Source organism: Chryseobacterium sp. 'Rf worker isolate 10', assembly GCF_050753305.1.
Lineage (GTDB): Bacteria > Bacteroidota > Bacteroidia > Flavobacteriales > Weeksellaceae > Chryseobacterium.
On record NZ_JBOZOF010000002.1, the window covers coordinates 869,884 to 894,710 of the forward strand.

Below are 24,827 nucleotides of genomic sequence, written 5' to 3' on the forward strand. Positions count from 1 at the left end.
CCAATGAGAAAGGCCATTTTGTCAATTGCTATACTCGGGATTTTATTTTCCGCAAATGTATCAGCACAAACTGAAACTTCAGGAAGGGAAAAAGTATACAGAGCTACTCCCACTAAAGTAACAGAACTTAAACACACAAAGCTAAAAGTAAATTTCGATTATCAGAAAGAACAGATGAATGGGGAAGAATGGCTTACTGCCTCACCTTATTTTTATGCTGCAAACGAACTTACACTGGATGCAAAAGGAATGCTGATTCATGAAGTAGCTCTTGATAATAACGGTAAAAAAACTCCTTTAAAATACGATTACAAAAATGATGTTCTGAAAATAAGTCTGGATAAAACATACCAGAAAAATCAGGATTATACAGTCTATATCAAATATACCTCCCGCCCCAATGAAGTGAAGCAGCAGGGAAGTATGGCTATCAATGATGCAAAAGGGCTCTATTTTATCAATGCCCAGGGAACAGACCCGGGCAAACCAACACAAATCTGGACACAGGGAGAAACAGAATCTTCTTCCGCATGGTTTCCGACGATTGATAAACCCAATCAAAAGACAACACAGGAAATTTATATGACGGTTCCTGATAAATATGTAACCCTTTCCAATGGTATTCTAAAAGAATCCCAAAAAGAATCCAATGGACTTAGAACCGATCATTGGGTGATGGATAAGAGACACTCTACTTATCTTTTCTTTATGGGAGTAGGAGAATATGCTATTGTAAAAGACAAATGGAAAAATGTTCCGGTTGATTATTATATTGAAAAAGAATTTGAGCCTTACGCGAAGCAGATCTACGGAAATACTCCGGAAATGATTGACTTTTTCTCTAAAAAATTGAACTATGATTATCCATGGGCAAAATATGCTCAGATTTCCGGAAGAGATTATGTGAGCGGAGCGATGGAAAATACCACAGCTACCCTTCATGGAAGTGATATCCTTCAGAAACCGGGACAGCTTATTGATGAAAATACATGGGAAGATACGATTGCCCATGAACTTTTTCACCATTGGTTTGGAGATCTGGTGACTGCAGAAAGCTGGAGTAATCTTACCGTTAACGAATCTTTTGCCAATTATTCCGAATACCTTTGGAATGAATATAAATATGGAAAAGATCAGGCAGATTACCATCTGATGACAGACGTGAATCAGTATATTCACAATCCATCCGATTTTAATAAAAATCTGGTGAGATTCAATTATGAATCCCGAGAAGATGTTTTTGACCTGGTAACCTATCAGAAAGGAGGCGGAATTTTAAATATGCTGAGAAACTACCTCGGAGACGATGCTTTCTTTGCCGGAATGAACAATTATCTGAAAACCAACGAATATCAGAATGCAGAAGCACACCAACTAAGATTATCTTTTGAAAAAGTATCCGGTAAAGACTTAAACTGGTTCTTTAATCAATGGTATTTCGGAAGTGGAAACCCGAAAATAAATTCCTCATTTACATTTGAACCTGTGAAAAAACAGGTGACGGTAATCATTAATCAAACTCAGGAAAAACCATTTGAATTTCCTCTGGCTATAGATGTCTATGACAATGGTAAACCCAAAAGATACAATGTCTGGGTAAATGCGGATGCAAAAAATACATTTAGTTTTGATGTTTCTAAGACTCCGGATCTGGTTAATATCAATGCTGACGGGGTTTTATTGGCAGAAATCACAGATACCCAAACTCCGGAACAGAATCTGATTCAGTTTACAAATTCTAAAGAGTTTAAAAGCAGATATCTGGCCTTAAACGGCATCAAAGATCAGGAAGGAAAAAGCCCTGCTGCAATAAAATTATTGGCTGCTGCATTAAAAGATCCTTTTTTCAGAGTGAGAATAAAAGCTTTAGATTTAATAGATCTTACCAACCCTGAACAAATGAAGACTCTGGGCGCTGAAGTTGAGAAACTGGCATCCAATGACCCTAAAACATTAACTCAGGCTGCTGCTATTGCCGCTTTAGGAAAGACAAAAGATAAAAAATACCTTCCATTATTTGAAAAAGGAGTAAGTGCTGTTTCCAATGCAGTAAGAGGTAGTTCAATGGGTGCACTTCTTTCCATTGATCCGTCAAGAGCCAATAATCTGGCCGATAAAATTGATATGAAAGGAGCGTCCGATGCATTACAGGCACAGTTGCTTCCAATTATTGTGAAAAATAAAATCACATCCCAGATAGAAAATATTGCGCCTCTTGCCACTTTCTATCCGTTTATTAAATTCCAGAATCCGGAATTAGGAAAAGCAGCAGAAGATGGTTTCAACTGGATTATGACTTCTGATAACCTGAAAGCAACAGAAAGCATCACAAAAATAGCAGGATATGCCAAAAATCAGATGGGTGACAATCCACAGGCTAAAATGATGATGGTTCAGATACTGAAAGACGGCTTGAGCAAAAAAATGGAACTGCTGAAACAGAATCCACAAAATGCTGCAAGTATCAACAAGCAGATTGATGCCCTCAATAAAGCAATTGAAAACTATAAATAAGCAGACAAAGCCGGCAGATTTGCCGGCTTTCTTTTTACCTCTAAATGAAAAGAAATTGTCATAATATATTTTTAAAATACATTGGTTTTTAATGATATTACAAAAATCAGCATTTTTTACCACCGTTTTTTACGTTATCTTTCATAAATTCGTTTAAAATTTAGACAATTATGAGTTTTGGAATTGAAGCAGCGGGCTATTATGTGCCTGGTTTATATTTGGAGATTAAGGATTTAGCAGAAAAAAGAGGAATAGAACCGGCAAAATTGGAAAAAGGATTAGGTCTTCATAAAATGGGACTTGCTGATGTTCACGAAGACGCTGCCACTTTTGCGGCAGAAGCATTACTGAAGCTTATAAAAGATTACGATATCAATCCTAAGGAAATAGCAAGAGTATATCTGGGAACAGAAAGTGCTGTGGATGCAGCAAAACCTACCGCTTCCTATGCTGTACAGATGGTGGAAAAGGTGTTGGAAGAGGAATTTGGAGCAAGGTCTTTCAAAAACTGCGATGTACTGGATATGACTTTTGCCTGTGTAGGAGGAGTGGATGCGTTACATAACGCTCTGGACTTTGTAAGAGTGAATCCTGATAAAAAAGCAGTAGTGATTGCCAGTGATTATGCAAAATATGAATTAGCTTCTTCAGGAGAATATACACAGGGAGGTGGAGCTGTGGCTCTTTTGGTTTCATCAAAACCGGATCTTCTTGAAATTGAAAATAACTGGGGTGTTGCTTCAGAAAGTGTCTTTGATTTTTTTAAACCTAGAAGAACTTACCTTAAAGAAGATTTGGAAGGAGCTCCGGAAAATTATCCTGAAAAAATTGAAATTTTTACAGATGAACCTGTTTTTGATGGACAATATTCTAACCAGTGTTATCAGGATAGGATAAAAGAAGCTTATTATCATTATAAAGAAATAACCGGACAGGAAAAGCCTTATGAAAACTGGAAGTATATTATTTTCCATCTTCCATATGCCTTCCATGGAAAAAGAGTTTTTACAGAAATTTACAGTATTGAGAATGGTTTTTCCTATGAAACAGCAGATGAACAGAAAGCTGTTGCGAAATCAGAAAATTATCTGAAATTAATTAACGATAAAATAGAAAAGACACAGAGAGCTTCATCCGAGATAGGGAATATGTACACTGCTTCTATTTTTATGGCTTTTCTTTCTGCATTACAAACATCTTTTAACGAAAATGAAGACCTTTCCGGAAAAGAAATAGGTTTTGTGGGCTATGGAAGCGGATCTAAATCAAAGGTGTTTGCCGGAAAAATTTCTGAAAACTGGAAAAAAGTAGTTGAAAAATGGAATTTATTTGAAAGCTTAAACCAAAGAACTGCAGTAAACTTTGAAACCTATGAAAAGCTTCACAGAAAGCAGCTGAAAGAATCTGTAAACAACCCATATAAAGGCTTTGGGCTTGTTTCCGTGGAAGCTGAAAATCCGGTTTTGATTGGAGCCAGATATTACAGTTATCAATAGTAAAACTATTTTAAATGTAAAATATAAAGCATCCCATATTTACGGGGTGCTTTACTTTTTTATGAACGTTAAAAACGGTCTCAGATTCTATCATTTTACAGTTGAGTTATTTTTAAATTAAATGACAAAATAGTTAAAAAAATACAGTGAATAGGGGTAGAAATTTTGCCGGTATTAATCGAATTATAAATATAGTATATTAACTGTTTTTTAAATTTAATTTTAATGGACTATCTTAAAATAGGGGGTCGCCGGCTTTTAAAGTGTATTTTTTAAATAAAATTTAAGATAATTTATCGGTTTTTTCTTCATTTTCATCAAAATTAAAAATTTGATTTGTTTATTTATTTCATTTAAAATATAATTATTGGTTAATTTTTTTAATTAAATATGTTAAATAAGTGTAAGTGAATTTTAATTTTAAAATTTATTAAAATTCCGTTAATGTTTAATTTGGCTTATTTTTCGTTAATTTTTTAAATATAATTAAAATGATTCTACATCATTTTTTAAGTATGGATGTGAATCTCTCCTTTCTGGAAGCCTGTTTTCAGCGTTTAATGAATTGATGGTATAGATATTTATCGACATATTTGTCCCTTGAATATATTAAAATCTGTTAATATGAATGTGAAATTAAGCGTTTTGACAGTCGGTGTTCTGTTTTTTACAGGACAGACTGTATTAGCTCAGGAAAAGGACTCTAAGAACAGTAAGGACAAAGAGACAAAACTGGAGGAAGTTGTTGTTTTAGGTTATAGCAAGACTGCTACTAAAGCGAAAACCACTACATCTTCGGTTACTGTTGGTGCTGAAACCTTAGAAAACAGACCTAATATCTCGGTACTGAACTCGATTCAGGGTACTGCTCCCGGGATAGTAGTGAATTCAGCATCTGGATCTCCAGGTTCTGGAAAATTCAACATTTTGATCAGAGGTGCGAGTTCCCTTAACGGTTCTACAGATCCTTTGTATGTTGTGGATGGAGTAATTACTTCCGGTTCTCAGTTCAGAAACCTGAACTCTTATGACATTGATACGTTCAGTATCCTGAAAGATGCTCAGGCAACTGCTATCTATGGTAACAGAGCTGCGAATGGAGTTGTAGTAATTACGACTAAAGGAGGAAAATTCAACTCTGGACTGAAAGTATCTTATGATGCATTAACTTCGTTCAGTAAATTACCTACTTCTGATTATAACATGTCAGACGGTAGACAGCTTTTACAGCTTCAAAAGACTTTAGGAACTGCTAAAGGTAATACTTTATCTCAGGATCAGATCAATAACTGGGGTACTAATACAGACTGGAGTAAACAATTTACCCGTATCGGTATTTCTCAGCAGCACAACCTTTCAATTACAGGTGGTGGGGAAAACATCAATAACTTCTTATCTCTAGGATATCTTGATAGTGAAGGTACTGTAAGATCTACAGACTTCAAGAGATTTACGATGAGAAATAACCTTAATGGTAAGTCTAAAGACGGAAAATTAACTTTCGGGGCTATTATGGGGTTAGGATATTCCAGAAGAAACCAGCTGGATGATGAAACGAATACAGGTATTTCCAATAATACCCTTCAGAATCCTTTATTCGGAGGTGTTCTTTCATTACCATATGCAGCACCTTCTCCATATGCAAATGGACAAGAGTTGTATAACGCTATTAAAGGAGATGCAACTAACAACAGACACTGGATTCTTCAGGATAACATCAATGGAGGAATCAGAAACAGATTTACAGAATTAAGTATCTCTGCCAATGCGAACGTAAACTATAAAATTACAGATTATTTAAGCGTTGGAAACAGAACAGGTATTGAATATAAGCAATACGAAAGAAACTTCGCAAGATCACCACTAGGATACCTTGCAATCAGTGTAGCTAAAGGAGATGGATCTACATATGGAGGATTCGAAGACTTCTCAACAACAAGAGATCTTACTTTCAACAGTATTACGAATATTTCATTCAACAAATCTTTTGGAGATCACACAATTAGTGCTGGTGCTTATTTAGATTATATCAAAGCGCACGTAAGCTCAACAAGCCAAAGACAAAATGGTCTGAACCCATTACAATGGGAATTCGGTGCAGGAACTGGTTATATTCCATTTAACCCGGATACACCCAACATCTACAGACCTTCTAACAGTGCTACAAAAGTAACTGCTGGTACATTAGCTTACTTTGCAACAGCAGACTACGATTACAAAGATAAATATGGAGTAAGTGGAGTTGTAAGAAGAGATGGTTCTTACCGTTTCCTTCCTACCAACAGATGGGAGACTTTCTGGTCAGTAGCAGCAAGATGGAATATTGACAAAGAAGAATTCATGGCTAATTCCGGATTCAGATTACTTAAGTTGAGAGCTTCAATCGGTACTACAGGTAACCAGAACTTAGGAATTGCTAGTGATAACCAAAACCCATTAGCGCTTCTTCCAAACAACTTCCTTGATCTTTATAACGGTTTCTCAGGATACCAGAATTTATTAGGATATAACTTTGTTAACTTATCAAATCCTTACTTAGAGTGGGAGCAGGTAAAACAAAGCAACATCGGATTGGATTTCAATTATAAAGGATTGGTTGAAGGTAGTGTTGATTACTATCAGAAAAGAACATCAAGAATGTTCAATGACCTTCAAAAATCATCAGTTACGGGGTATTACTCAATCAGAGGTAATGATGGAGTTCTTGATAACAAAGGTATTGAAGGGATGATCAAGTACAACGTGATCAGAAACGAAAATACAAGATTCTCTGTATTCGTTAACGGTGCATACAACTCTAACAAGATTGTTTCTATGAACAGCGAAAATCTTGCAGGAGATGTTGTAAATGCTATCGGAGGACCTGCTGGTCAGTATCAGCTATATTCATACGTTGGTGTAAACCGTGATAACGGAAACTTACAGTTTTTAGATAAAAACGGAAACATCACTGAGGCTCCGACATCTGCAGACAGAGTATTGACAGGAAAATCAAGATATGCTAAGTTTACAGGAGGTTTCGGATTCAACTTACAACACAAAGGCTGGTTCCTTGATACGTTATTCTCTTTCCAACAAGGAGGATGGATCTATGATAACTTACAGTCATGGATTATGGATCCAAGTGCAGCTGGAACAAGAAACCTTTCAGCAGATTTATTGAACGCTTGGACTCCTGATAACAGAGATACTGATGTACCTGCATTAAAAGCGAGCAACCTTAGCTTAGGTTCTTCAGACAGATTCTTACACAGATCAGATTTTATCAGACTTAAGAATATCTCTATAGGATATAACTTCAGCAAAAGTCAGTTAGGTAAACTGCCGGTAAAAGGAATCAAAGTATTTGTTCAGGCAGAAAACCTTTATACATGGACAGATTGGAAAGGATTTGATCCGGAGCCGATTACTTCGTATTCACTAAATGTTTACCCTAACCCAAAAACCGTATCTGTAGGTTTAAATGTTGATTTTTAATAGAGAAGAATTATGAAAAGAATTATAAACACAATATTAGTTGTAGCAACCCTATCATCTGCAGCATTTACGCTGAACAGCTGTCAGGATGCACTAGATATAAAACAGGCAGGACAATTAGAAGGACAAGACCTGTATACAAGTGTAGCTAATCTTAATGATATTTTGAATGGATCTGTATACGCTCAGTTAGACCCAATTGACGAGATCTATTTCACAGCTGTTTTTACAGACGAAGTAAAACCAGGATCTGGTAGTGGAGGACAGGAATATACGCTGCACAGACATTTCCTTGATCCATCCAGCGCTGTTATTACAGGAGGAACAGTAGGTACTGTTGCGAGTGACGGAATCTGGTTGAATAACTATAGAGTAATCAACAGAGTCAACAGACTTCTTGAAGGAGCGAAAAATATTACCCCTGCTTCTGCAGAAGAGAAAAATACATACAATGCAATCCTTGCACAAGCAAGAGCTATCAGAGCATATTGTTATGTACAGTTAGAGGCTTATTTCTCTAGTGATATGAAAAACCCTAATGCTTTAGGAGTTATCCTTTTAAAAGATGTTCCTTCTACTGAAGCACAATTGCCAAGAGCAAAAAATCAGGATGTATATGATTTCATCAATGCTGATTTAGACTATGCAAGAGGAATCTTAGAAAACGCTACAACTCCAAGAAGATATAAGGTAGATAAGAATTTTGTAAACGCTGTTGCTGCTCGTTTTAACCTTTACAGAGGTGAAATGGCACTGGCTAAGCAAAATGCAGAATCAGTAATCAACGGATCTGGTCTTTCTCTTACAATTGCAACTCCAATCACGGGTAACAATGCGGCAGTACCAGTTACTGAAGCTGATGGTTCTGTATTCCAATCCGGAGCTTTTACTGAACCTACTACAGACAAGTGGAATATTGCATTCTATGGAGGAATTGATGAGAAAAGTGGAAATGGTATTGCAGGAGGTTCTTTCAACCCATACAGAAGAATGTGGGCAGATACTGAGAACGGAGAATCTATTTTCTCTCTAAACAGACTTCCTTTAGGAGCAGGTGCTGCTATTGGAGGAAAATGGAATACCAACCAGTCTAACCTTAGTGGAGCACCAATGTGGTTCTGGGGAAGAAACCTATATAACCTATTTAAAAATACTCCGGGAGATATTAGAAAATATGCTTACGTAGATCCTTCATCAAAACCAAATTCAAATTATGCAGCTGCAACAGGAGGAAATACCAGAACTGACGGATTGGTTATTGACAAATATCCTGGTAAAACAAGTACAGCGACAAGAAATGACGTAAAAGTTTTCAGATTGTCAGAAATGTACTTCATCATAGCAGAAGCTGAAGTAGCGGCAGGAAATCTTACAGCAGCTCACGATAGAATTCAGCAGGTGAGAGTAGCTAGAAACTTCCAGGGAGCAGCTACAACGCCTACTTATGCATCTGCACAATTCGCTTATGCAGATATCTTGAAAGAGCGTAGAGTGGAATTAGCACTTGAAGGGCACCGTTTCATCGACCTTAAGAGACTTGCTGTAGCAGCTAATGTATCTATGGACAGAAACCCTACGGATGATATTATCGATGTGAAAAATCTTCCGAATGGTGATTACAGATATACATTACCTATTCCAATCAGAGAAATCTCTGCTAACCCGAACGTTAAGCAGAATGACAAATATTAAGATTTAATTTTAATATATTTTTAAGAAGAGTCCCGGTAACGGGGCTCTTTTTTTTGTGAAATTATCGTAGGAATGTTCTGTCCTGATAACTTTTAGGAGTTACGCCCTCCAGCTGCTTAAATACTCTTGAAAAATAATTGGTGTCCGAAAAACCTGTCTGAAAAGCGGTTTCCTTAATGCTGATCTGGCTGGCAAGAAGTTCTTTCGCTTTGCTAATCCTTTCCTGTAGAATAAAATCATTCGGGGAAGTTCCCAGTTCATCTTTGAACATTTTAAAGAAATTCGACTTGCTTACATAAGCCAGTTTGGCGATGCTGTCAATAGATAATTTCTGATGCAGATTTCTTTTAATATAATCCACTACAAAGCCTATTCTCGATTTATTCTTAACGATATTCTTTTCTACCATGCTTCTTGCCTGGGTCTGCATTAATCTGATCAGAAGTTCTTTCAATGCAAAATCTGCCATAATATCTTTTTGAGAATTATCATCCATGGCAATTCTCATAATATTATTGGTCGCAGAAGCAAGCGCTTTATTATTGAACAGAAAATACTCATCCAGCTGAATGTTCCATTGTGAAGTTTCATCCACCTTAGGAAGATGATAGTTGAGGTAATTGAGAGAATCCTCAATAAAATCCGGATTAAGGCTTAAAGAAATACATTGCGTAGGGGTTTCATCCGCTTCAGGAAAATCAATCACCATCGTTTCTCCCGGAGCAACAAGGATGCTTTCTCCCGGATAATAATCAAAATAATTGGTCTTTTTATCCAGTTTCATATGTTTTTTACCTCTAAGCATGGCCGTAAATGCAATATTGTCAAAATGAAGTTTTACGTCAAAAGCAGCCTTATGGGTCTCATAAATACTAAATTCACAATTGTTTAGATTGAATTTCGTCTGGTTTTCAACAAGACTCAATAGTTGGTTTTCCTTATGTAATTCAGGAGTATTTAATAATATCTTACTATTGTTATTCATTTCTAAAATTTTTTGGATCGGAAGTAACTCAAATATAGAAAATTTGAGAGTACGTTGCTGTTAATAAAATACTAAAATTGAACCCTCTGCACTATTTTACACTTTTTTTATACGATTGTGCTATACTCTTTTTGGCTTCTCAGTGTAATTTGGCAATATCGAAAAATAAAAACAATACTAATATGAGCACTATTACAGAACCAAAATCAACAACGCTTTTACAGCGTCCAGAGTTTAAAAGCAGATATGATAACTATATTGATGGAAAATTCACTCCGCCTGTTAAAGGACAATATTTTGATGTAGTTTCTCCGGTAGACGGAAAAAAATTCACACAGGTTGCTCATTCTTCCAAGGAGGATTTGGAATTGGCTGTAAATGCCGCAGAAAAAGCATTTCAGACATGGAAGAATACTTCATCTACGGAAAGAAGCATTATCCTGAATAAAATTGCAGACAGAATAGAACAGAATTTAGAATATCTGGCAACAGTAGAAACAATTGATAACGGAAAAGCCGTGAGAGAAACGCTGGCAGCAGATTTACCTTTAGCCATTGATCACTTCAGATATTTCGCTTCCGTAATTCGTGCTGATGAAGGATCTCATAACGAACTGGACAAAGATACCGTATCTCTGATTGTTCACGAACCTCTTGGCGTAATTGCACAGATCATCCCTTGGAATTTTCCGATTTTAATGGCAGTTTGGAAACTGGCTCCGGCATTAGCAGCAGGAAACTGTGTCGTTTTGAAACCGGCAGAAAGTACCCCTGTTTCTATTATGGTTTTAATGGAGCTTATTGGTGACCTTTTACCAGCAGGAGTTATTAATATTGTCAATGGATTCGGGGCAGAACTCGGGAGAGCTCTGGTGACCAATCCGAAAGTGGCAAAAGCGGCATTTACCGGCTCTACCGCTACAGGACGTCTGGTAATGCAGTATGCTACAGAAAATATTATTCCGGTAACCCTTGAATTGGGAGGGAAATCCCCCAACGTTTTCTTCAATTCTGTAATGGATGCTGATGATGAATTTTTAGATAAAGCGATAGAAGGAGCAGTTCTTTTTGCTCTTAACCAGGGAGAGATCTGTACATGCCCTTCAAGACTTCTTGTTCAGGAAGGTATTGCAGATGCCTTCATCGAAAGAGTGATTGAAAGAGTAAAAGCTATCAAAGTAGGAAATCCGCTGGATAAAACCGTGATGATGGGAGCGCAGGCTTCACAGATTCAGAAGGACAAAATTCTCTCTTACATTCAGTTGGGAATAGAAGAAGGAGCAGAAGTGCTTGTAGGAGGAGCTGTAAACGACTTGGGAGACGATCTTGAAGGTGGATACTACATCCAGCCTACTATTTTCAAAGGAGACAACAGAATGAGAATTTTCCAGGAAGAAATTTTCGGTCCGGTGCTGGCATTTACCACGTTCAAAGATGAAGAAGAAGCTGTCAAAATTGCTAATGATACCATTTACGGACTTGGGGCAGGAGTGTGGACAAGAGATGCTCACCAGCTGTACAATATTCCACGCCAGATTGAAGCGGGGAGAGTATGGGTAAACCAATATCACTCTTATCCTGCCGGAGCACCTTTCGGAGGTTACAAACAATCGGGAATCGGAAGAGAAAACCATAAAATGATGCTCGACCATTACCGTCAAACCAAAAACATGCTGATTTCTTATAACAAGAATAAGTTAGGTTTCTTTTAATATTATTTAGGACGTGCCCGCTTGCCTTGGCGTTGTCCAGGGCAAACCGGTCGGGCTATCCAGGGCTGCACTTCGTTTCGGTGCTCCATTGCATTCCGCACCGGCTCGTTCCTCGCCGCCCTTCCTATCCCTCACGCAGAGAAATTCTCTGTTTAAAAGTGGAGATAAAAACTAATAACCCCAAATAACTCAATCCAAAAAATAAGATATGATTCCAAAAACAATGAAAGCGGCAGTAGTTCAGGGCTACGGTCAACCCCTGAAAATAGAAGAAGTACCTGTAAGAGAACCCGGAAGATATGAAGTGCTTGTCAAAGTAATTGCCTGCGGAGTTTGCCATACAGACCTGCATGCTGTAGATGGCGACTGGCCTGCAAAACCCAAGATGCCTCTTATCCCCGGACATGAAGGAGTAGGAATTGTAGTAGCCTGTGGACCGGAAGCTTTTGTAAAAGAAGGAGATGCCGTAGGAGTTCCGTGGTTGTACAGTGCATGCGGATGCTGCGATTATTGTATCACAGGATGGGAAACCCTTTGTGAAGCACAGAAAAATGGAGGCTACAGCGTAGATGGAGGATTTGCAGAATATGTCATTGCAGATTCAAGATATGTAGGACATTTGAAATCTGATGTCAACTTCCTTGAAATTGCTCCCATATTATGTGCCGGAGTAACGGTTTATAAAGGATTGAAAGAAACAGAAACAAAACCCGGAGAATGGGTTGCCATCTCAGGAATCGGAGGGCTGGGACACGTAGCTGTTCAGTATGCAAAAGCAATGGGAATGCACGTAGCAGCCATTGATGTTGCAGATGATAAGCTTGAGCTGGCGAAAAAATTAGGAGCAGACCTTGTAGTGAATGCAAAAAACACAGATCCTGGAGAATATTTACATAAAGAAGTTGGCGGAATGCACGGAGCATTGATTACAGCAGTTTCACCTATTGCTTTCAAACAAGGAATCGATGTGTTAAGAAGAAAGGGAACAATTGCTCTCAATGGCCTTCCTCCCGGATCTTTTGAACTTCCCATTTTTGAAACAGTTCTGAAAAGAATTACTGTCAGAGGTTCTATTGTAGGAACAAGAAAAGATTTGCAGGAAGCATTGGATTTTGCCAATGAAGGATTGGTAAAAGCTACAGTCACTTCCGCAAAATTAGAAGATATCAATGATGTTTTTGATAAAATGAAAAAAGGTCAAATTGACGGCAGAATCGTTTTAGATATTGCCGGTTCAAATTAATTGATGATGTGTTGTGGGATCCCGGTTAGATTTATTTTACCGGGATTTTTTATCAATATAAGGTTTGTATTAAGCTAAAATAAAGACAATGGAAACAAAAATATCAAGACTTTCCGCAACGGAACAGGCGCTTGAAATAATCCGTAAACTGGAAGACCAATACGGTCCTCTCATGTTTTATCAGGCAGGAGGATGCTGTGAAGGTACTCAGCCGCAATGCTTCGAAAAAGGAGGATTCTTTCCCAGAATGAATGATGCAATGATCGGTACTATTAATGGACATGAGTTCTGGATAGACCGTGATCTTTTCGAATACTGGAAATATTCACATTTTACACTCGATATTACAGACGGTTTCGGGCCCGGTGGCTTTTCCTTGGAAACCCCTTTAGGAAAAACTTTTAAAGTTCATTACAGGCTTTTTACTCCCGATGAGTACGAAAATCTGGAACCGGTAAAACGTAGTGAATAGGATTAATATTAAGGTTTTTGAGCAATATAAATCAGCTCTCTTTCAAATTCATATTTACCCCTTAAAATTCCCCTTTTTAAAATGAAATACTGAGCAACAGCAATTACTAAAGCGACTGCTGCAAACATAAAATTCTGTTGATCACCTCTTATATTCACCAATATTGCCACTAAGCAAAAGCAAAGAATGAAAAACCAATTTAAAATCTGAAGTCCTGATGGGAAAAAATCTATCACCACAGAGGATTTACCGTTTTTATCAGAAATAGTTCCATGAAATACAGGATTACTTCTGTTCATATCAAAGAGTCTTTCTCTTCTTTTGATTGTAAAACTGTTCGCATCAATCATCCCTCGATATTCAAACCGTGTGGGAATTGCAGAGTCTCTTTCCAATGAGATAAAGGTTGTATTGGTCTTATAAGTTACTTTCCATAGCCTTTGTATGAGTTCAGCGCTGTTGATATCGAGATCAAGATTCAGGCTGCTATACAAGCCAATGGTTTTGAAAAATGAGTTCATGGGTTAAAAGAAAAATGGTTAAACTATGGTCAGACCTTCACAAACCGGTTGACAAACATGGCCGCGACGATATCTCCTACAGCATTCAGAACTGTCGCCAAAGGATCTACCAAAGTCCCGATGATCATCACAGCAGGAATAGCTTCCTGAGGGAGTTTATAAACAGAAATCATCAGCATTTCACCAATATATCCACCGTTAGGAATCCCACCGGCTACAATACTCACAAAAACCGTAATTCCTAATGCTAAAAGCAGATTGGCAGGATCAAAGAAGTCTCTCCCAATGATTAGGAATGCTACATAAATCTTAATAATAGAAGACATGGAAGATCCATTTTTATGCAATGTAGTCCCAATAGGAATAACCAGGTTAGCAATAGAATTTGGAATACCGATTTTTGAAGCTGCCTGTAAATTGGCCGGCATCGTTGCAAAACTGCTGCAGGTACTTATTGCAGTTAAAGTAGGGTAGATCGCATTCGTCCAGAAGCTTTTAACTCCTTTCTGCCCATTGGCCATAAAAGCATAAATAGAAAAGAATACAAGAAAATAAATAATTCCTGCAATATAATAAAGTCCCAGAGGCTTTGCATAAAATCCGAAAAGCTGTGGTCCCAAAGTCGCCACCTGATAAGCAAAATAGGCACCTAAACCAATGGGTGCAAGTTTCATCACCAATAGAAGAAGTTCTTTCATTACTTCATATCCTGAAGCAATAAAAACTCTGAAAGGCTGTCCTTGCTCACCTGTTTTTCTGGCCGCAAATCCTGTCAGAAATGCAAACACCAAAAGGGCCAGCATATTTCTTCTGGAAAAAAGTTCAGTAAATTCACCTACTGTAAAGAAGCTTACAATTCTGTTGCCCCAGCTGTCCTCATTCGCAGCTTCCGTAATCATCTCAGAACTTCCGGAAACTCCTGAAACCGGGAAAAGGTATACTGCACAAATCGTAAAAATTGCTGCCGTGAGAATAAAGAATAAAAAGGTAAGTGCCATCACAAGAATGATTTTACCAAATTTAGATTGCTGCTCCAGAGAAGCAATAGAATTGGATACGGCAAAAAATACCAAAGGAACTACGCTCACAAAAAGAAGATTCAGAAAAATATCTCCCAAAGGTTTAATGTATTCCACAATACCCGGGGCAACAATTCCAATGATGCTTCCAATAGTGATTCCTAAAAGTAAAAATATAATTCCGGAGTAGTTTTTCAGTACCTCTTTCATGCAGTGCTTTTTATCAAAGATAGGTTTATTTTTAACATTCTGTTATACAATTTTCAGACCTAAAATTCATAAATTTGGGTAAACCTCATTTCTATGGCTTATATAGATTACTATAAGATTTTAGGCGTAGATAAAAGCGCAACACAGGATGATATCAAAAAAGCCTACCGAAAACAGGCAAGAAAACATCATCCCGATCTCAATCCCGGAGACAAAGAAGCAGAAAAAAAATTCAAAGAACTGAATGAAGCAAATGAAGTGCTCAGTAATCCGGAAAACAGATCAAAATATGACAAGTACGGAGAAAACTGGAAGCATGGCGAAGAATACGAAAAAGCCCAGCAGCAGCAAAGACAGTATCAGCAGCAGAGTTATAACGGAGGATATTCCGGTGCAGACTTTGGTGAAGGGGAAGATTTTTCAGATTTCTTCCAGAATATGTTTGGCGGAGCAGGTGGTGGATTCGGTAAAAGTTCGAGAGGAAGAGCTTCCGGCAAATTCAAAGGTCAGGATATAAAAGCTGAGCTGAATCTGAATTTAAGAGATGCTGCAAAAACTCATCCGCAAACTTTTGATATCAATGGAAAAAAAGTAAGAATCACGATTCCTGCAGGTGTATATGACGGGCAGCAGATCAAGCTGAAAGGGCATGGAAATCCGGGAGTAAACGGAGGTCCGAGCGGAGATTTATATATTACCTTCAACATCCCGGCTGATCCGGATTTTGAAAGAATTGGTGATGACCTGAAAACCAAAGTAGTCATTGATCTGTATACTGCTGTTTTAGGAGGAGAAGTGAAAGTAAATACGCTGGAAGGAAGTGTAAACCTTAAAGTAAAACCGGAAACCCAAGCAGGAATGACGGTAAGACTGAAAGGAAAAGGTTTTCCTGTCTATAAAAAAGAAGGAGAACACGGAGATCTTTTTGTAACCTATGAAGTGAAACTGCCAACGAATCTTACTGAAAAGCAGAAAGAACTTTTTGAACAACTAAAAAATTCCTAAGCTATGAGTGAAAGAATATCACGGGAAGAACTCGTAAAAATCTATAATATAGAAATCACTTTTTTTGATGAACTTGTAGACTATGGGCTGCTTAATATTCAGATTGAAAACAATATTCATTACCTGATGTATGATGATCTGCCCGATCTGGAAAAATTTGCCAACTGGCATTATGATCTTGAAATTAATCTGCCCGGCCTTGAAGTGATTCATAGTATGCTAAACAAATTGGATGCTCTGAACCGCAGAAACAGAGAACTGATGAACAAACTTTCTGCTATAAGTGATCAATATGAAGATATTTAGCTTAGTTTTGTAGCTTTTTAAAGCAAATTTTATAATTATGAACGAAGAAAAGGTGATTACACTAAAACCGGAGAGAAAGATTTTTGAAGATATTTATTTTAGCGGTAATCAGGGAAGCCTGCTTTTTTCACCTACTACAAAAAGTAAAACTATTACTACCATTGCTGCTGCTGTGATTGTTTTCGTCGTTTTTCTTTTAAAAGATCTTTTGAGTAAAGAAAATACAGGTATTTTGTACTTTTTGAGTTTTATATTTTTGCTTTGCGCTGTTTTTTTATCGGTAAGCGTTAATAAAGTGTCAAGATGGAAGAAACAGGTTAATCATTACCTAAATGTACTTGAAAAATGCAAAGTATACGAAATCAGATTTGATCAGAATTTTTTCACAGTCAATATTGATGGTGAAAAAGAAACCAGCGAATGGAAAGATTTTGAATACTTTGACAGTAATAATGAATTTATTTCTCTTGAAGGAAAATACAGTTATATGTTTCCCAGAAAAGCAATGAGTGAGAAAGAATATAGTTTTCTTAAGAATACATTGAAAGAGAGAGTGAAAATCGATCAATAATAATAAAAACGGAGCAAAATTATTTTGCTCCGTTTTTATTATTTACAAGTTAGCTTATTTGCTTTCTTCCAGCCAGCCCATTTCCTTCATCCACTCGTCATTGTAGATTTTTCCTACATATCTTGAACCGTGGTCGTGAAGTAAAACAACAATTACATCATCTTTAGTGAACTGATCTTTCATTTGGATCAAAGAAGCAATTGCACTTCCGGCGGAATATCCGCAGAAAATTCCTTCTTCTTTAGCCAGTTTTCTTGCATAGATTGCACCATCTTTATCCGTTACTTTTTCAAAGTGGTCAATTACAGACATATCATAGTTTTCAGGAATGATATCTTCCCCGATTCCTTCTGTAATATAAGTATAAGCATGATCATAATGAAGTTCACCTGTTTCGTGGAATTCTTTCAGAATAGAACCGTAAGTATCCACCCCGATTACTTTGATGTCCTGATTTTTTTCTTTGAAGAATGTTCCACATCCTGTGATAGTACCTCCTGTTCCGGCTCCTACTACAAAGTGGGTCAGTTTTCCTTCGGTCTGCTCCCAGATCTCAGGAGCTGTAGACTCATAATGAGCGGCTCTGTTGGATAAATTGTCGTATTGGTTTACATACCATCCGTTTTCCGTTTCTTTAGCAAGTCTTTTTGAAACCGAATAATAAGAACGTGGATCGGTAGGTTTTACATCGGTAGGACAAACAATTACTTCAGCCCCTACAGCACGAAGAATATCACATTTTTCTTTAGACTGTTTTGAATTGGTCACAAAGATACATTTGTACCCTTTGATGATCGCTGCTAATGCAAGTCCCATTCCTGTATTTCCGGAAGTTCCTTCGATAATAGTTCCCCCAGGTTTTAATCTGCCGTCTTTTTCGGCATCTTCTATCATTTTAAGAGCCATTCTGTCCTTTACGGAGTTTCCAGGATTGAAGGTCTCTACTTTTGCTAATACTAATGCCGGAAAATCTTCACCTAATACTTTGTTAAGCTTTACCAGCGGTGTGTTACCTATCGTTTCAAGGATATTTTTTGCGTATTTCATAAATGTTTTATAAGCGGCGCAAAGATAAGGCTTTTAAAATTATCTGTGCTGTGGATAACATGTGGATAAGTTGTGGATAAAACTGAAATCACCTGATGTACAGTCAATAACTTCCAATTATCAATTATCAAGCTAGTTGTACTTAATCGCTTTTACCGGAGAAATTTTACTGATCAGGTAACTTGGAATAATCAAAGCCAGTCCTGAAATAATAAGAATTCCCACTGAGATAGAGATAATTGCAATTGGATTAAGATCTACGGGAACTGTACTTACATAATAATTTTCCGGATTAAGTTTTATCACCCCAAAGAATTTCTGAATCAAAATAAGTCCCAATCCGATAGCATTTCCATACAAAAGTCCAGGAATCATAATAATCAGGGTATAGTTGATGAAAGTAGCTCTTATCTGTGAATTGCTTGCTCCCAATGTTTTTAGAAGACCAATAGAATTCGTTCTTTCAATAATAAGGATCAGAAGAACCATAATGATATTGATCACTACAACAATCAGCATAATGATGATGATCAGTGCAATATTGGTATCAAAAATACTAATCCAATCCGTAATCTGAGGAAATTTTTCAGTAGCTTTTTCAGCATAATTTTTATAGCCGATCAGTTTTTCAATTTCAGGAAAATCTTTGTCGATGTCATTTACATTTTTCAGGAAAATATCAATTCCACCAATTTCATCAGGCTTCATATCCTGAATTTTTCTTGCATGGTTAATTCCCCCAATGACAAACTGTTCGTCAATTAATTTAATATCCGTTCTGTAGATACCAATGACTCTGAATTTACGGTAAAGCGGTTTTTGATCTGCCTTTAAAAATACGGTAACAATGCTGTCATTTACTTTAAGGTGAAGATCATTGGCTACTTTCTGCGAAATAGCAACATCATTATTGAACCCTTTTTCTGTTACTTTCGGAGTGGTACCGGCGATAAGAAATTTTTTAAACCTTAAGCTGTCAAAGTCTTTTCCAATTCCTTTAAATATGATCCCTGCGAAATTGTGCTCATTACGCATAATTCCGGTTACTGTCACATATTTTTGGGTACTTTCCACATCGGGGAGTTCTTTTATTTTGGCAACATTTAGTCCCTGATTATCAAGTACCGAGGTGTTGTATGAAGAATTCGATCGTGTGGATCTTACCGTAATATGTCCGCTGAAATCCGCCAGTCTCTCTTTGATCGCTTTTTTGGACCCAAAACCGGTGGCTACAGTAATTAAGGAAACAATAATTCCCAATGCTACGGAAAGCCTGCCAATGAAGATGATAACCCTTGAAAGGTTATTTTTGTTATCTTTGGAAAATGCTATTTTTCTAGAGAAATATAAAGGAAATTTCAAGCTTATGAATTTAGATTTCAAAATTAAAAATTTACTTCTGATTTGCCTAATTTTTTTAGGAGTATTCAACCAATATTATTCTCAGACTCAAGTTCAATTGGATTTTAAAACCGGGGCAGACCAGCCTGAAGTTTATTTACCGCTTTTAAAAGATAAAACAATTGGTGTGGTAACCAATCAGACGGGTTTGATGAACGACAGAACTCACCTGGTTGATTTTCTGGTAAAAAATGGAGTTAAAATCAAGTCGATTTTTGCTCCTGAACATGGTTTCCGAGGAGATGCCGATGCAGGTGCAAAAGTAAAAAACGGAGTAGATATAAAAACGGGAATTCCTATTGTTTCTCTTTATGGCAATAATAAAAAGCCAAAACCGGAGCAGCTTTCCGGAATTGATATTGTGGTTTTTGATATCCAGGATGTTGGAGTAAGATTCTACACCTATATTTCTACGTTGTCTTACCTGATGGAGGCTGGTGCTGAAAATAACGTAGAGATAATGGTACTGGATCGCCCCAATCCCCATGACGGATATACTGATGGTCCTGTCTTGAGAAAAAAATGGACAAGTTTTGTAGGAATGCATGAAGTTCCTGTTGTATATGGGCTTACGATAGGAGAGTACGGAAAGATGGTGAATGGTGAAAAGTGGCTGAAAAATGGAGTTCAGGCTAAATACAGTCTTATTCCGATGAAGAATTATCATAAAAAGCAGCGCTATCCGATGCTTGATAAGCCTTCCCCTAATTTACCTAATGATAAAGCAATCAATTTATATCCAAGTCTGTGCTTTTTTGAAGGAACTCAGGTTTCTGTAGGAAGAGGAACAGACCTGCCTTTCCAGATTTATGGTTCCCCCTGGACGGAAAATCTTCCCTATCAGTTTACTCCAAAGCCAAGTTATGGTGCCAAAGATCCTTTTTTGAATGGGAAATTATGTTATGGTGAAAATCTTTCTAATTATCCTAATGATTTAAGAGAATTGAATCTTGAATGGGTCATCAAAGCTTATCAGAATTATAAAAATTCTCAGCAGGATTTCTTCCTGAAAAATCTTTGGTTCGATACCTTATCCGGGACTGATGAATTCAGAAAACAGATCATTGACGGAAAATCCATTCCGGAAATTAAAGCTTCCTGGAAAAAAGATCTGGAAAATTTCGAAAAGATCAGAACCCGATATGTGGTATATGAAGATTAATTAATCAAAATTTTGGGGCGGATTTTTATCATTTCTGCCCTTATTTAATATAAAGAGCCCGACGGTCAACCCAACAACTCCTGCAAAAGCAGTCATTAAAGCCCTCTGTAATTTATCTGGCAGATCGTTCCCGATATAGTTCATCAAAAAAAGAATCACAAAAGTGATCACCGAAATAATGATATGATTTCTTCCGAATGGCTTCATTGTATTATTTTAATTTGTAAGAAATCATTACCCCTCCTCTATACGGAATAATCTCACCACTTTTATTAAACTTTTCAGCAGAATCATAACGTCTTCCTGTAGTACGGTCATATCCCTTATAAAAACCTTGTGAGGTTCCAACTGTTCCATAAATGTCAAGATTCCATCGTTCAGACAACTGAAACTGATATCCTGCTGTAATCCCTAGCATAATAGAAAATCCTCTTTGATACAGATTCGAATTATTAAGGGTTTCTCCATTCCAGTTTACAAAATTTATATCTTTCCAATAATTCCATTTTGCAGCATTATAAGCTGCAAAAGAAACGTTGGCACCTAAGTACCAGTGTTTGAAAGCTTCATTGAAATAATATCTTCCTTCTGCAGATACGGAATAGAATTGCAATTCATGTCCTGCAAAAGATTTCCATGGTGAAATGAATACATCTCCCTGAAGTGTATATTTAGGGCTTATCTGTTTTTCTATTCCAAGATTTAGAATTCCTATTGGAGCAAATAAAGCATTTCCTTTTATGTATAAACTTTTATCCTGTCCTCCTTCTTCCTTTTCCTGAGCGTTCAATGTACTTGCTGACAGGAAAGCTAAAATGCCTGCTGCTAATAATTTATAATTCATCCGGTATGTATTGTTATTTTATCTGCTTTAATAGTTCTTCTGCTAGTTGAGAATCCTTATTGCCCTGAGCTGCCATATTTTTAGACATTTCAGCATAGTTTTTTGCCATCTCTTTATTTCCTGTAAGATAATAGAGTTTGGCAAGTATATAAGTGTTTTCGGAAGTTTCACTTCTCATGACAGACTTTTCTGCCCATTCAGTTGCTTTTTTTAATGAAGCTGGTGCTTTCACATGATCTGCAAATACCCATGCTGCTCTTAAAAGCTCATTAGGGTCAAATGTGTCAGCATTTTTATAATAATCTAAAGCTGCCTTTTCGTACTCCGGAAAATTACTGTTTTGCTCGTAGTAGCTTAGTTTCGTCTGATTCAGTTTTTTTTGAGCAGCTTCTTTTCCTACCAATGGTTCAGCTGTTTTCATGAAATAGTCATCGTTGATTCTTTTATTTTTATCATCAATAGACTGTTCTACTATTTTACCTAATTTCAGCTGTGCATCAAATTCGTTGTATGTTTCTTCAGGAAGAAATTTGATGATCTCTGCTTTTCTGGATGCAAAGACATTATAATTGGTGTCTTCAGATGATTTTACAAAATAGAGAAGAAATCCTATCTCATCTTTGGTCAATTCTTCAGTTTTCTTTTTATTTTGAAAATATCTTTCAGAAGCTTTTTTGGCAAAATCATAATCTGTGTTGGCGTTCAGTTTCATGATGTTGATCAGAAATTCCGGATCTTTTTCACCACTGGCAAAACGATCTTTCAGAGAACCTTTTTTGTTTCCGGATGAATTGATATCCTGTGCCATTGCAACAAACATACTTTCTTCCATATATCCTGTATTTCTGGATACAAGCTCACCTTCACCATTCAGGAAAAGATAAGTAGGATAGGAGCGTACTCCAAATTTCGAAGCAATATCTCTACCTTCTCCTTTTTCCATATCAAATCTTGCATTAATGAAGTTGGTATTATAATAATCACTCACCGACTTCTGGGTAAAAACATTTTTCTCCATCATTTTGCAAGGCCCACACCAGGAAGCATATGCATCAATAAAAACCAGTTTCTTTTCCTTCTTGGCTTTTGCAATAATATCCTTGAATGGCAGCTCCTGAAACTTGATGGATTCCTGAGCTGAGATAGCAATGGTACAAAAAATAGATATCCCGGAGATGATCTTCTTCATTTTCAAATAAGATTTGTAGGCGAAGATAATTAATTTTCGAAATATAGAGTGCTGAATCTATTGTATGAATGACGATATTAACTAACTTTAAGACTTAAACAGGTTTATGATTTTTGCTTTTTTTGGTAAAAAGTGAGGAAATTGATAAGGTTTGAATATCCGTTTCAATTCACAAATATGCCATATCTGGTGATTTTTCAAAAAAATAAAATCTAAATATAATTCACTTTACGGTCCTGAAATCTTTGTTATATCTTTGCAAACGAATAATTTATATGTAGAGGAACCCGCAATTTAGAGAATTTGATTATTAATTTTAAACACGCTTTATCCAAAAAGTCCATTTATATTACCGCCTTGTCTGCCTGCCTGATTGCTGTGGCAGCATTTGCTGTTTTGAGTCTTCTGATCACTGAAGACAGCCGAAAAAACACCGATGATTTTGCAAAGAAAACATTCTTCCGAAAATATGAGTCGATAGAACATGAATTCAGAAATATTGAAGATTATCAATATCTGCTTCGTGCGCTGATTCAGAAAGATGGCTTGAAGAATTATAAAGACTATTCTTTAGTTTTAAATGATTTAAACAAAAAAAGAAATCTTCTCCCGTACAGCTGGTATTACTATGAAAACAGGAGTTCAGGAAAATCTGAGAGCAATAACCCTTTGTCCGATATTTTCAAGAATACAGATAATAAAGAAAAATCCATTGTTATAAAAAATAATGGTCCGGGGCATTTCAAAGATCTTTTAGTTACTAAAAAAGACAGTATGTACTGGATTAGTTATGATTCTCTGGTATTACCTGATAAAAACAAGCTGTATTATGGGTCTACCGTGAGTCTGGATGATCTTCATCAATATTTTATTAATGTTGATAAAAGTTCCAATACTTACGCTTATGTCTTTACTAAGGAGGGAATCTGCATTACCCATCCTGAGAAAAAATACATCGGAAAGAATATTTTTGATTTTACAGATATTAAACCTAATGATACGCTGACCTGTAAAACCGAAGCAGGATATACTAAAGGAACAGCTGTTTCAGAATATCTTGGAGTGGAAGTAACACGGTTCATAAAACCATTGAAAACTGATAATTTTGATGGTTATACAGTTGTAAATCACGTAAATTTTATCATCGATGAAAATATCAGCAAGATAAAAACCTATACCGTTTACATTTTTCTGGCGGCCTTGTTTCTTATTGTAACAGTCTTTATATTATTTCAAAGAGCAACCAATCTGGCTTATCAGGAAAAAGAAAAAATACAGACTGAGAAGAATTTATTGCTGATAGAAAATGAAAAGATGCATAAAGCTGAAGTGATCAATCAGCTTCAGCAGCTTAAAAATAATATCAATCCACATTTTCTTTTCAATTCATTGAATTCCCTTTATATGCTGATCGGGATCAATAAAGAAAACGCGCAGAAGTTTACCATGAATCTTTCCAAGATCTACAGGTATCTGATAGTGCCTCCGAAAGAAAATATTGTTAAGGTTTCTCAGGAAATCAAATTTATACAGCATTATATGGAACTTCTGAAAAGTAGGTTTGATGAAGAGATAAAGTTTGAAATGATTATTAATCATCCTGAAAGTCTGGAAAAAAGGATTCCGTATTTATCCCTTCAGATTGTCACGGAGAATGCTGTAAAACACAATATTGCCACAATAGATCAACCTCTGGAAATTATCATTATTGTTGATATGGAAGGTATCACAGTAAAGAATACCTGGCAGCCTAAAACGGAACCGGTACAGGGAGAAAAATTCGGAATTGATTATTTGAACCAGGTTTATGAGTATTTTAAGAATAATCTTCTTCATATTTCTGTAGATGGTGAATATTTCATATGTTTTTTGCCATTAATGAAGTGAAAATAAAAATCCATTCACTCCCAAAATATCACCACTCACTCCCTAATATTTATATATGATTCACGATACCTATA

Annotated in this window: 20 protein-coding genes; 12 read left to right on the forward strand and 8 right to left on the reverse strand. The window is 36.6% G+C overall.

Annotated features, from left to right (window positions below; genetic code table 11):
- The first annotated feature begins 3 nt into the window (after positions 1–3).
- The 4 genes from LKL37_RS13955 to LKL37_RS13970 all read left to right on the forward strand — a co-directional run bounded on the left by LKL37_RS13955 (position 4) and on the right by LKL37_RS13970 (position 9,179).
- Positions 4–2,514 carry a M1 family metallopeptidase gene (locus LKL37_RS13955; protein WP_431611144.1) on the forward strand — a complete coding sequence of 837 codons (2,511 nt, stop codon included), beginning with the start codon at positions 4–6 and terminating at the stop codon, positions 2,512–2,514.
- 170 nt (positions 2,515–2,684) lie between these two features.
- The gene (locus LKL37_RS13960; RefSeq protein ID WP_431611145.1) at positions 2,685–4,010 is read left to right on the forward strand and encodes a hydroxymethylglutaryl-CoA synthase family protein; all 1,326 of its coding nucleotides are present in this window, start codon (positions 2,685–2,687) and stop codon (positions 4,008–4,010) included.
- Positions 4,011–4,634: 624 nt separating this feature from the next.
- The gene (locus LKL37_RS13965) at positions 4,635–7,487 is read left to right on the forward strand and encodes a SusC/RagA family TonB-linked outer membrane protein (RefSeq protein ID WP_431611146.1); all 2,853 of its coding nucleotides are present in this window, start codon (positions 4,635–4,637) and stop codon (positions 7,485–7,487) included.
- 12 nt (positions 7,488–7,499) lie between these two features.
- Complete coding sequence (locus tag LKL37_RS13970; RefSeq protein ID WP_431611147.1) at positions 7,500–9,179, forward strand: RagB/SusD family nutrient uptake outer membrane protein; 1,680 nt, start codon at positions 7,500–7,502, stop codon at positions 9,177–9,179.
- A 61-nt stretch (positions 9,180–9,240) separates the two neighbouring features.
- Here LKL37_RS13970 and LKL37_RS13975 read toward each other — a convergent pair whose 3' ends face one another.
- Positions 9,241–10,164, reverse strand: a complete 924-nt coding sequence (locus tag LKL37_RS13975) for an AraC family transcriptional regulator (protein WP_431611148.1) — start codon at positions 10,162–10,164, stop codon at positions 9,241–9,243.
- Positions 10,165–10,346: 182 nt separating this feature from the next.
- Between LKL37_RS13975 and LKL37_RS13980 the strand changes: the two genes are divergently transcribed.
- From LKL37_RS13980 to LKL37_RS13990, 3 genes are all read left to right on the forward strand, one after another.
- Positions 10,347–11,876, forward strand: coding sequence for an aldehyde dehydrogenase family protein (locus tag LKL37_RS13980; protein WP_431611149.1), 1,530 nt, complete (start codon positions 10,347–10,349; stop codon positions 11,874–11,876).
- A 208-nt stretch (positions 11,877–12,084) separates the two neighbouring features.
- Entirely contained in the window at positions 12,085–13,119 is a 1,035-nt protein-coding gene (gene adhP / locus LKL37_RS13985; RefSeq protein ID WP_047434164.1) for an alcohol dehydrogenase AdhP, read from the forward strand.
- 88 nt (positions 13,120–13,207) lie between these two features.
- Positions 13,208–13,591, forward strand: coding sequence for a DUF779 domain-containing protein (locus tag LKL37_RS13990; protein ID WP_431611150.1), 384 nt, complete (start codon positions 13,208–13,210; stop codon positions 13,589–13,591).
- Positions 13,592–13,599: 8 nt separating this feature from the next.
- Here LKL37_RS13990 and LKL37_RS13995 read toward each other — a convergent pair whose 3' ends face one another.
- Together LKL37_RS13995 and LKL37_RS14000 are read right to left on the reverse strand one after the other, a co-directional pair.
- Entirely contained in the window at positions 13,600–14,112 is a 513-nt protein-coding gene (locus tag LKL37_RS13995; RefSeq protein WP_431611151.1) for a hypothetical protein, read from the reverse strand.
- A gap of 29 nt (positions 14,113–14,141) precedes the next feature.
- Positions 14,142–15,341 (reverse strand): dicarboxylate/amino acid:cation symporter, encoded by a 1,200-nt coding sequence (locus tag LKL37_RS14000; RefSeq protein ID WP_431611152.1) that lies wholly within the window; start codon positions 15,339–15,341, stop codon positions 14,142–14,144.
- Between the two features lie 93 nt (positions 15,342–15,434).
- Here LKL37_RS14000 and LKL37_RS14005 point away from each other — a divergent pair, with 93 nt between their 5' ends.
- Genes LKL37_RS14005 through LKL37_RS14015 form a run of 3 tightly spaced genes read left to right on the forward strand, consistent with a single transcriptional unit; the run spans position 15,435 to position 17,223 of the window.
- Positions 15,435–16,346 carry a DnaJ C-terminal domain-containing protein gene (locus LKL37_RS14005; RefSeq protein WP_431611153.1) on the forward strand — a complete coding sequence of 304 codons (912 nt, stop codon included), beginning with the start codon at positions 15,435–15,437 and terminating at the stop codon, positions 16,344–16,346.
- Between the two features lie 3 nt (positions 16,347–16,349).
- Positions 16,350–16,652 (forward strand): chaperone modulator CbpM, encoded by a 303-nt coding sequence (locus LKL37_RS14010; RefSeq protein ID WP_431611154.1) that lies wholly within the window; start codon positions 16,350–16,352, stop codon positions 16,650–16,652.
- Between the two features lie 37 nt (positions 16,653–16,689).
- Entirely contained in the window at positions 16,690–17,223 is a 534-nt protein-coding gene (locus tag LKL37_RS14015) for a hypothetical protein (RefSeq protein ID WP_431611155.1), read from the forward strand.
- 54 nt (positions 17,224–17,277) lie between these two features.
- On the opposite strand, the gene LKL37_RS14020 is transcribed toward LKL37_RS14015, so the two are convergent.
- Both LKL37_RS14020 and LKL37_RS14025 read right to left on the reverse strand, forming a co-directional pair.
- Positions 17,278–18,270: a PLP-dependent cysteine synthase family protein gene (locus LKL37_RS14020; RefSeq protein ID WP_105701725.1), complete on the reverse strand. Its 993-nt coding sequence runs from the start codon at positions 18,268–18,270 to the stop codon at positions 17,278–17,280.
- A gap of 132 nt (positions 18,271–18,402) precedes the next feature.
- Complete coding sequence (locus LKL37_RS14025; RefSeq protein ID WP_431611156.1) at positions 18,403–19,632, reverse strand: ABC transporter permease; 1,230 nt, start codon at positions 19,630–19,632, stop codon at positions 18,403–18,405.
- A gap of 4 nt (positions 19,633–19,636) precedes the next feature.
- On the opposite strand from LKL37_RS14025, the gene LKL37_RS14030 reads away from it, so the two are divergent.
- A complete protein-coding gene (locus LKL37_RS14030) occupies positions 19,637–20,833 on the forward strand; it encodes an exo-beta-N-acetylmuramidase NamZ family protein (protein WP_431611157.1) in 1,197 nt (398 codons plus the stop codon).
- Here LKL37_RS14030 and LKL37_RS14035 read toward each other — a convergent pair whose 3' ends face one another.
- From LKL37_RS14035 to LKL37_RS14045, 3 genes are read right to left on the reverse strand one after another with little or no spacing between them, the layout of a single operon-like run.
- Positions 20,834–21,040 (reverse strand): hypothetical protein, encoded by a 207-nt coding sequence (locus LKL37_RS14035; protein ID WP_062674325.1) that lies wholly within the window; start codon positions 21,038–21,040, stop codon positions 20,834–20,836.
- A gap of 4 nt (positions 21,041–21,044) precedes the next feature.
- Positions 21,045–21,677 carry a DUF3575 domain-containing protein gene (locus LKL37_RS14040; protein WP_431611158.1) on the reverse strand — a complete coding sequence of 211 codons (633 nt, stop codon included), beginning with the start codon at positions 21,675–21,677 and terminating at the stop codon, positions 21,045–21,047.
- 13 nt (positions 21,678–21,690) lie between these two features.
- A complete protein-coding gene (locus LKL37_RS14045; RefSeq protein ID WP_431611159.1) occupies positions 21,691–22,866 on the reverse strand; it encodes a thioredoxin family protein in 1,176 nt (391 codons plus the stop codon).
- A gap of 303 nt (positions 22,867–23,169) precedes the next feature.
- On the opposite strand from LKL37_RS14045, the gene LKL37_RS14050 reads away from it, so the two are divergent.
- Positions 23,170–24,753: a histidine kinase gene (locus LKL37_RS14050; protein ID WP_431611160.1), complete on the forward strand. Its 1,584-nt coding sequence runs from the start codon at positions 23,170–23,172 to the stop codon at positions 24,751–24,753.
- Positions 24,754–24,827 lie beyond the last annotated feature (74 nt).

Excerpts from the sequence above, each read along its gene's own strand:
- LKL37_RS13955 (WP_431611144.1), top strand. The coding sequence starts at position 4 with ATGAGAAAGGCCATTTTGTCAATTGCTATACTCGGGATTTTATTTTCC.
- LKL37_RS13960 (WP_431611145.1), top strand. The coding sequence starts at position 2,685 with ATGAGTTTTGGAATTGAAGCAGCGGGCTATTATGTGCCTGGTTTATAT.
- LKL37_RS13965 (WP_431611146.1), top strand. The coding sequence starts at position 4,635 with ATGAATGTGAAATTAAGCGTTTTGACAGTCGGTGTTCTGTTTTTTACA.
- LKL37_RS13970 (WP_431611147.1), top strand. The coding sequence starts at position 7,500 with ATGAAAAGAATTATAAACACAATATTAGTTGTAGCAACCCTATCATCT.
- LKL37_RS13975 (WP_431611148.1), bottom strand. The coding sequence starts at position 10,164 with ATGAATAACAATAGTAAGATATTATTAAATACTCCTGAATTACATAAG.
- LKL37_RS13980 (WP_431611149.1), top strand. The coding sequence starts at position 10,347 with ATGAGCACTATTACAGAACCAAAATCAACAACGCTTTTACAGCGTCCA.
- adhP (WP_047434164.1), top strand. The coding sequence starts at position 12,085 with ATGATTCCAAAAACAATGAAAGCGGCAGTAGTTCAGGGCTACGGTCAA.
- LKL37_RS13990 (WP_431611150.1), top strand. The coding sequence starts at position 13,208 with ATGGAAACAAAAATATCAAGACTTTCCGCAACGGAACAGGCGCTTGAA.
- LKL37_RS13995 (WP_431611151.1), bottom strand. The coding sequence starts at position 14,112 with ATGAACTCATTTTTCAAAACCATTGGCTTGTATAGCAGCCTGAATCTT.
- LKL37_RS14000 (WP_431611152.1), bottom strand. The coding sequence starts at position 15,341 with ATGAAAGAGGTACTGAAAAACTACTCCGGAATTATATTTTTACTTTTA.
- LKL37_RS14005 (WP_431611153.1), top strand. The coding sequence starts at position 15,435 with ATGGCTTATATAGATTACTATAAGATTTTAGGCGTAGATAAAAGCGCA.
- LKL37_RS14010 (WP_431611154.1), top strand. The coding sequence starts at position 16,350 with ATGAGTGAAAGAATATCACGGGAAGAACTCGTAAAAATCTATAATATA.
- LKL37_RS14015 (WP_431611155.1), top strand. The coding sequence starts at position 16,690 with ATGAACGAAGAAAAGGTGATTACACTAAAACCGGAGAGAAAGATTTTT.
- LKL37_RS14020 (WP_105701725.1), bottom strand. The coding sequence starts at position 18,270 with ATGAAATACGCAAAAAATATCCTTGAAACGATAGGTAACACACCGCTG.
- LKL37_RS14030 (WP_431611157.1), top strand. The coding sequence starts at position 19,637 with ATGAATTTAGATTTCAAAATTAAAAATTTACTTCTGATTTGCCTAATT.
- LKL37_RS14035 (WP_062674325.1), bottom strand. The coding sequence starts at position 21,040 with ATGAAGCCATTCGGAAGAAATCATATCATTATTTCGGTGATCACTTTT.
- LKL37_RS14040 (WP_431611158.1), bottom strand. The coding sequence starts at position 21,677 with ATGAATTATAAATTATTAGCAGCAGGCATTTTAGCTTTCCTGTCAGCA.
- LKL37_RS14045 (WP_431611159.1), bottom strand. The coding sequence starts at position 22,866 with ATGAAGAAGATCATCTCCGGGATATCTATTTTTTGTACCATTGCTATC.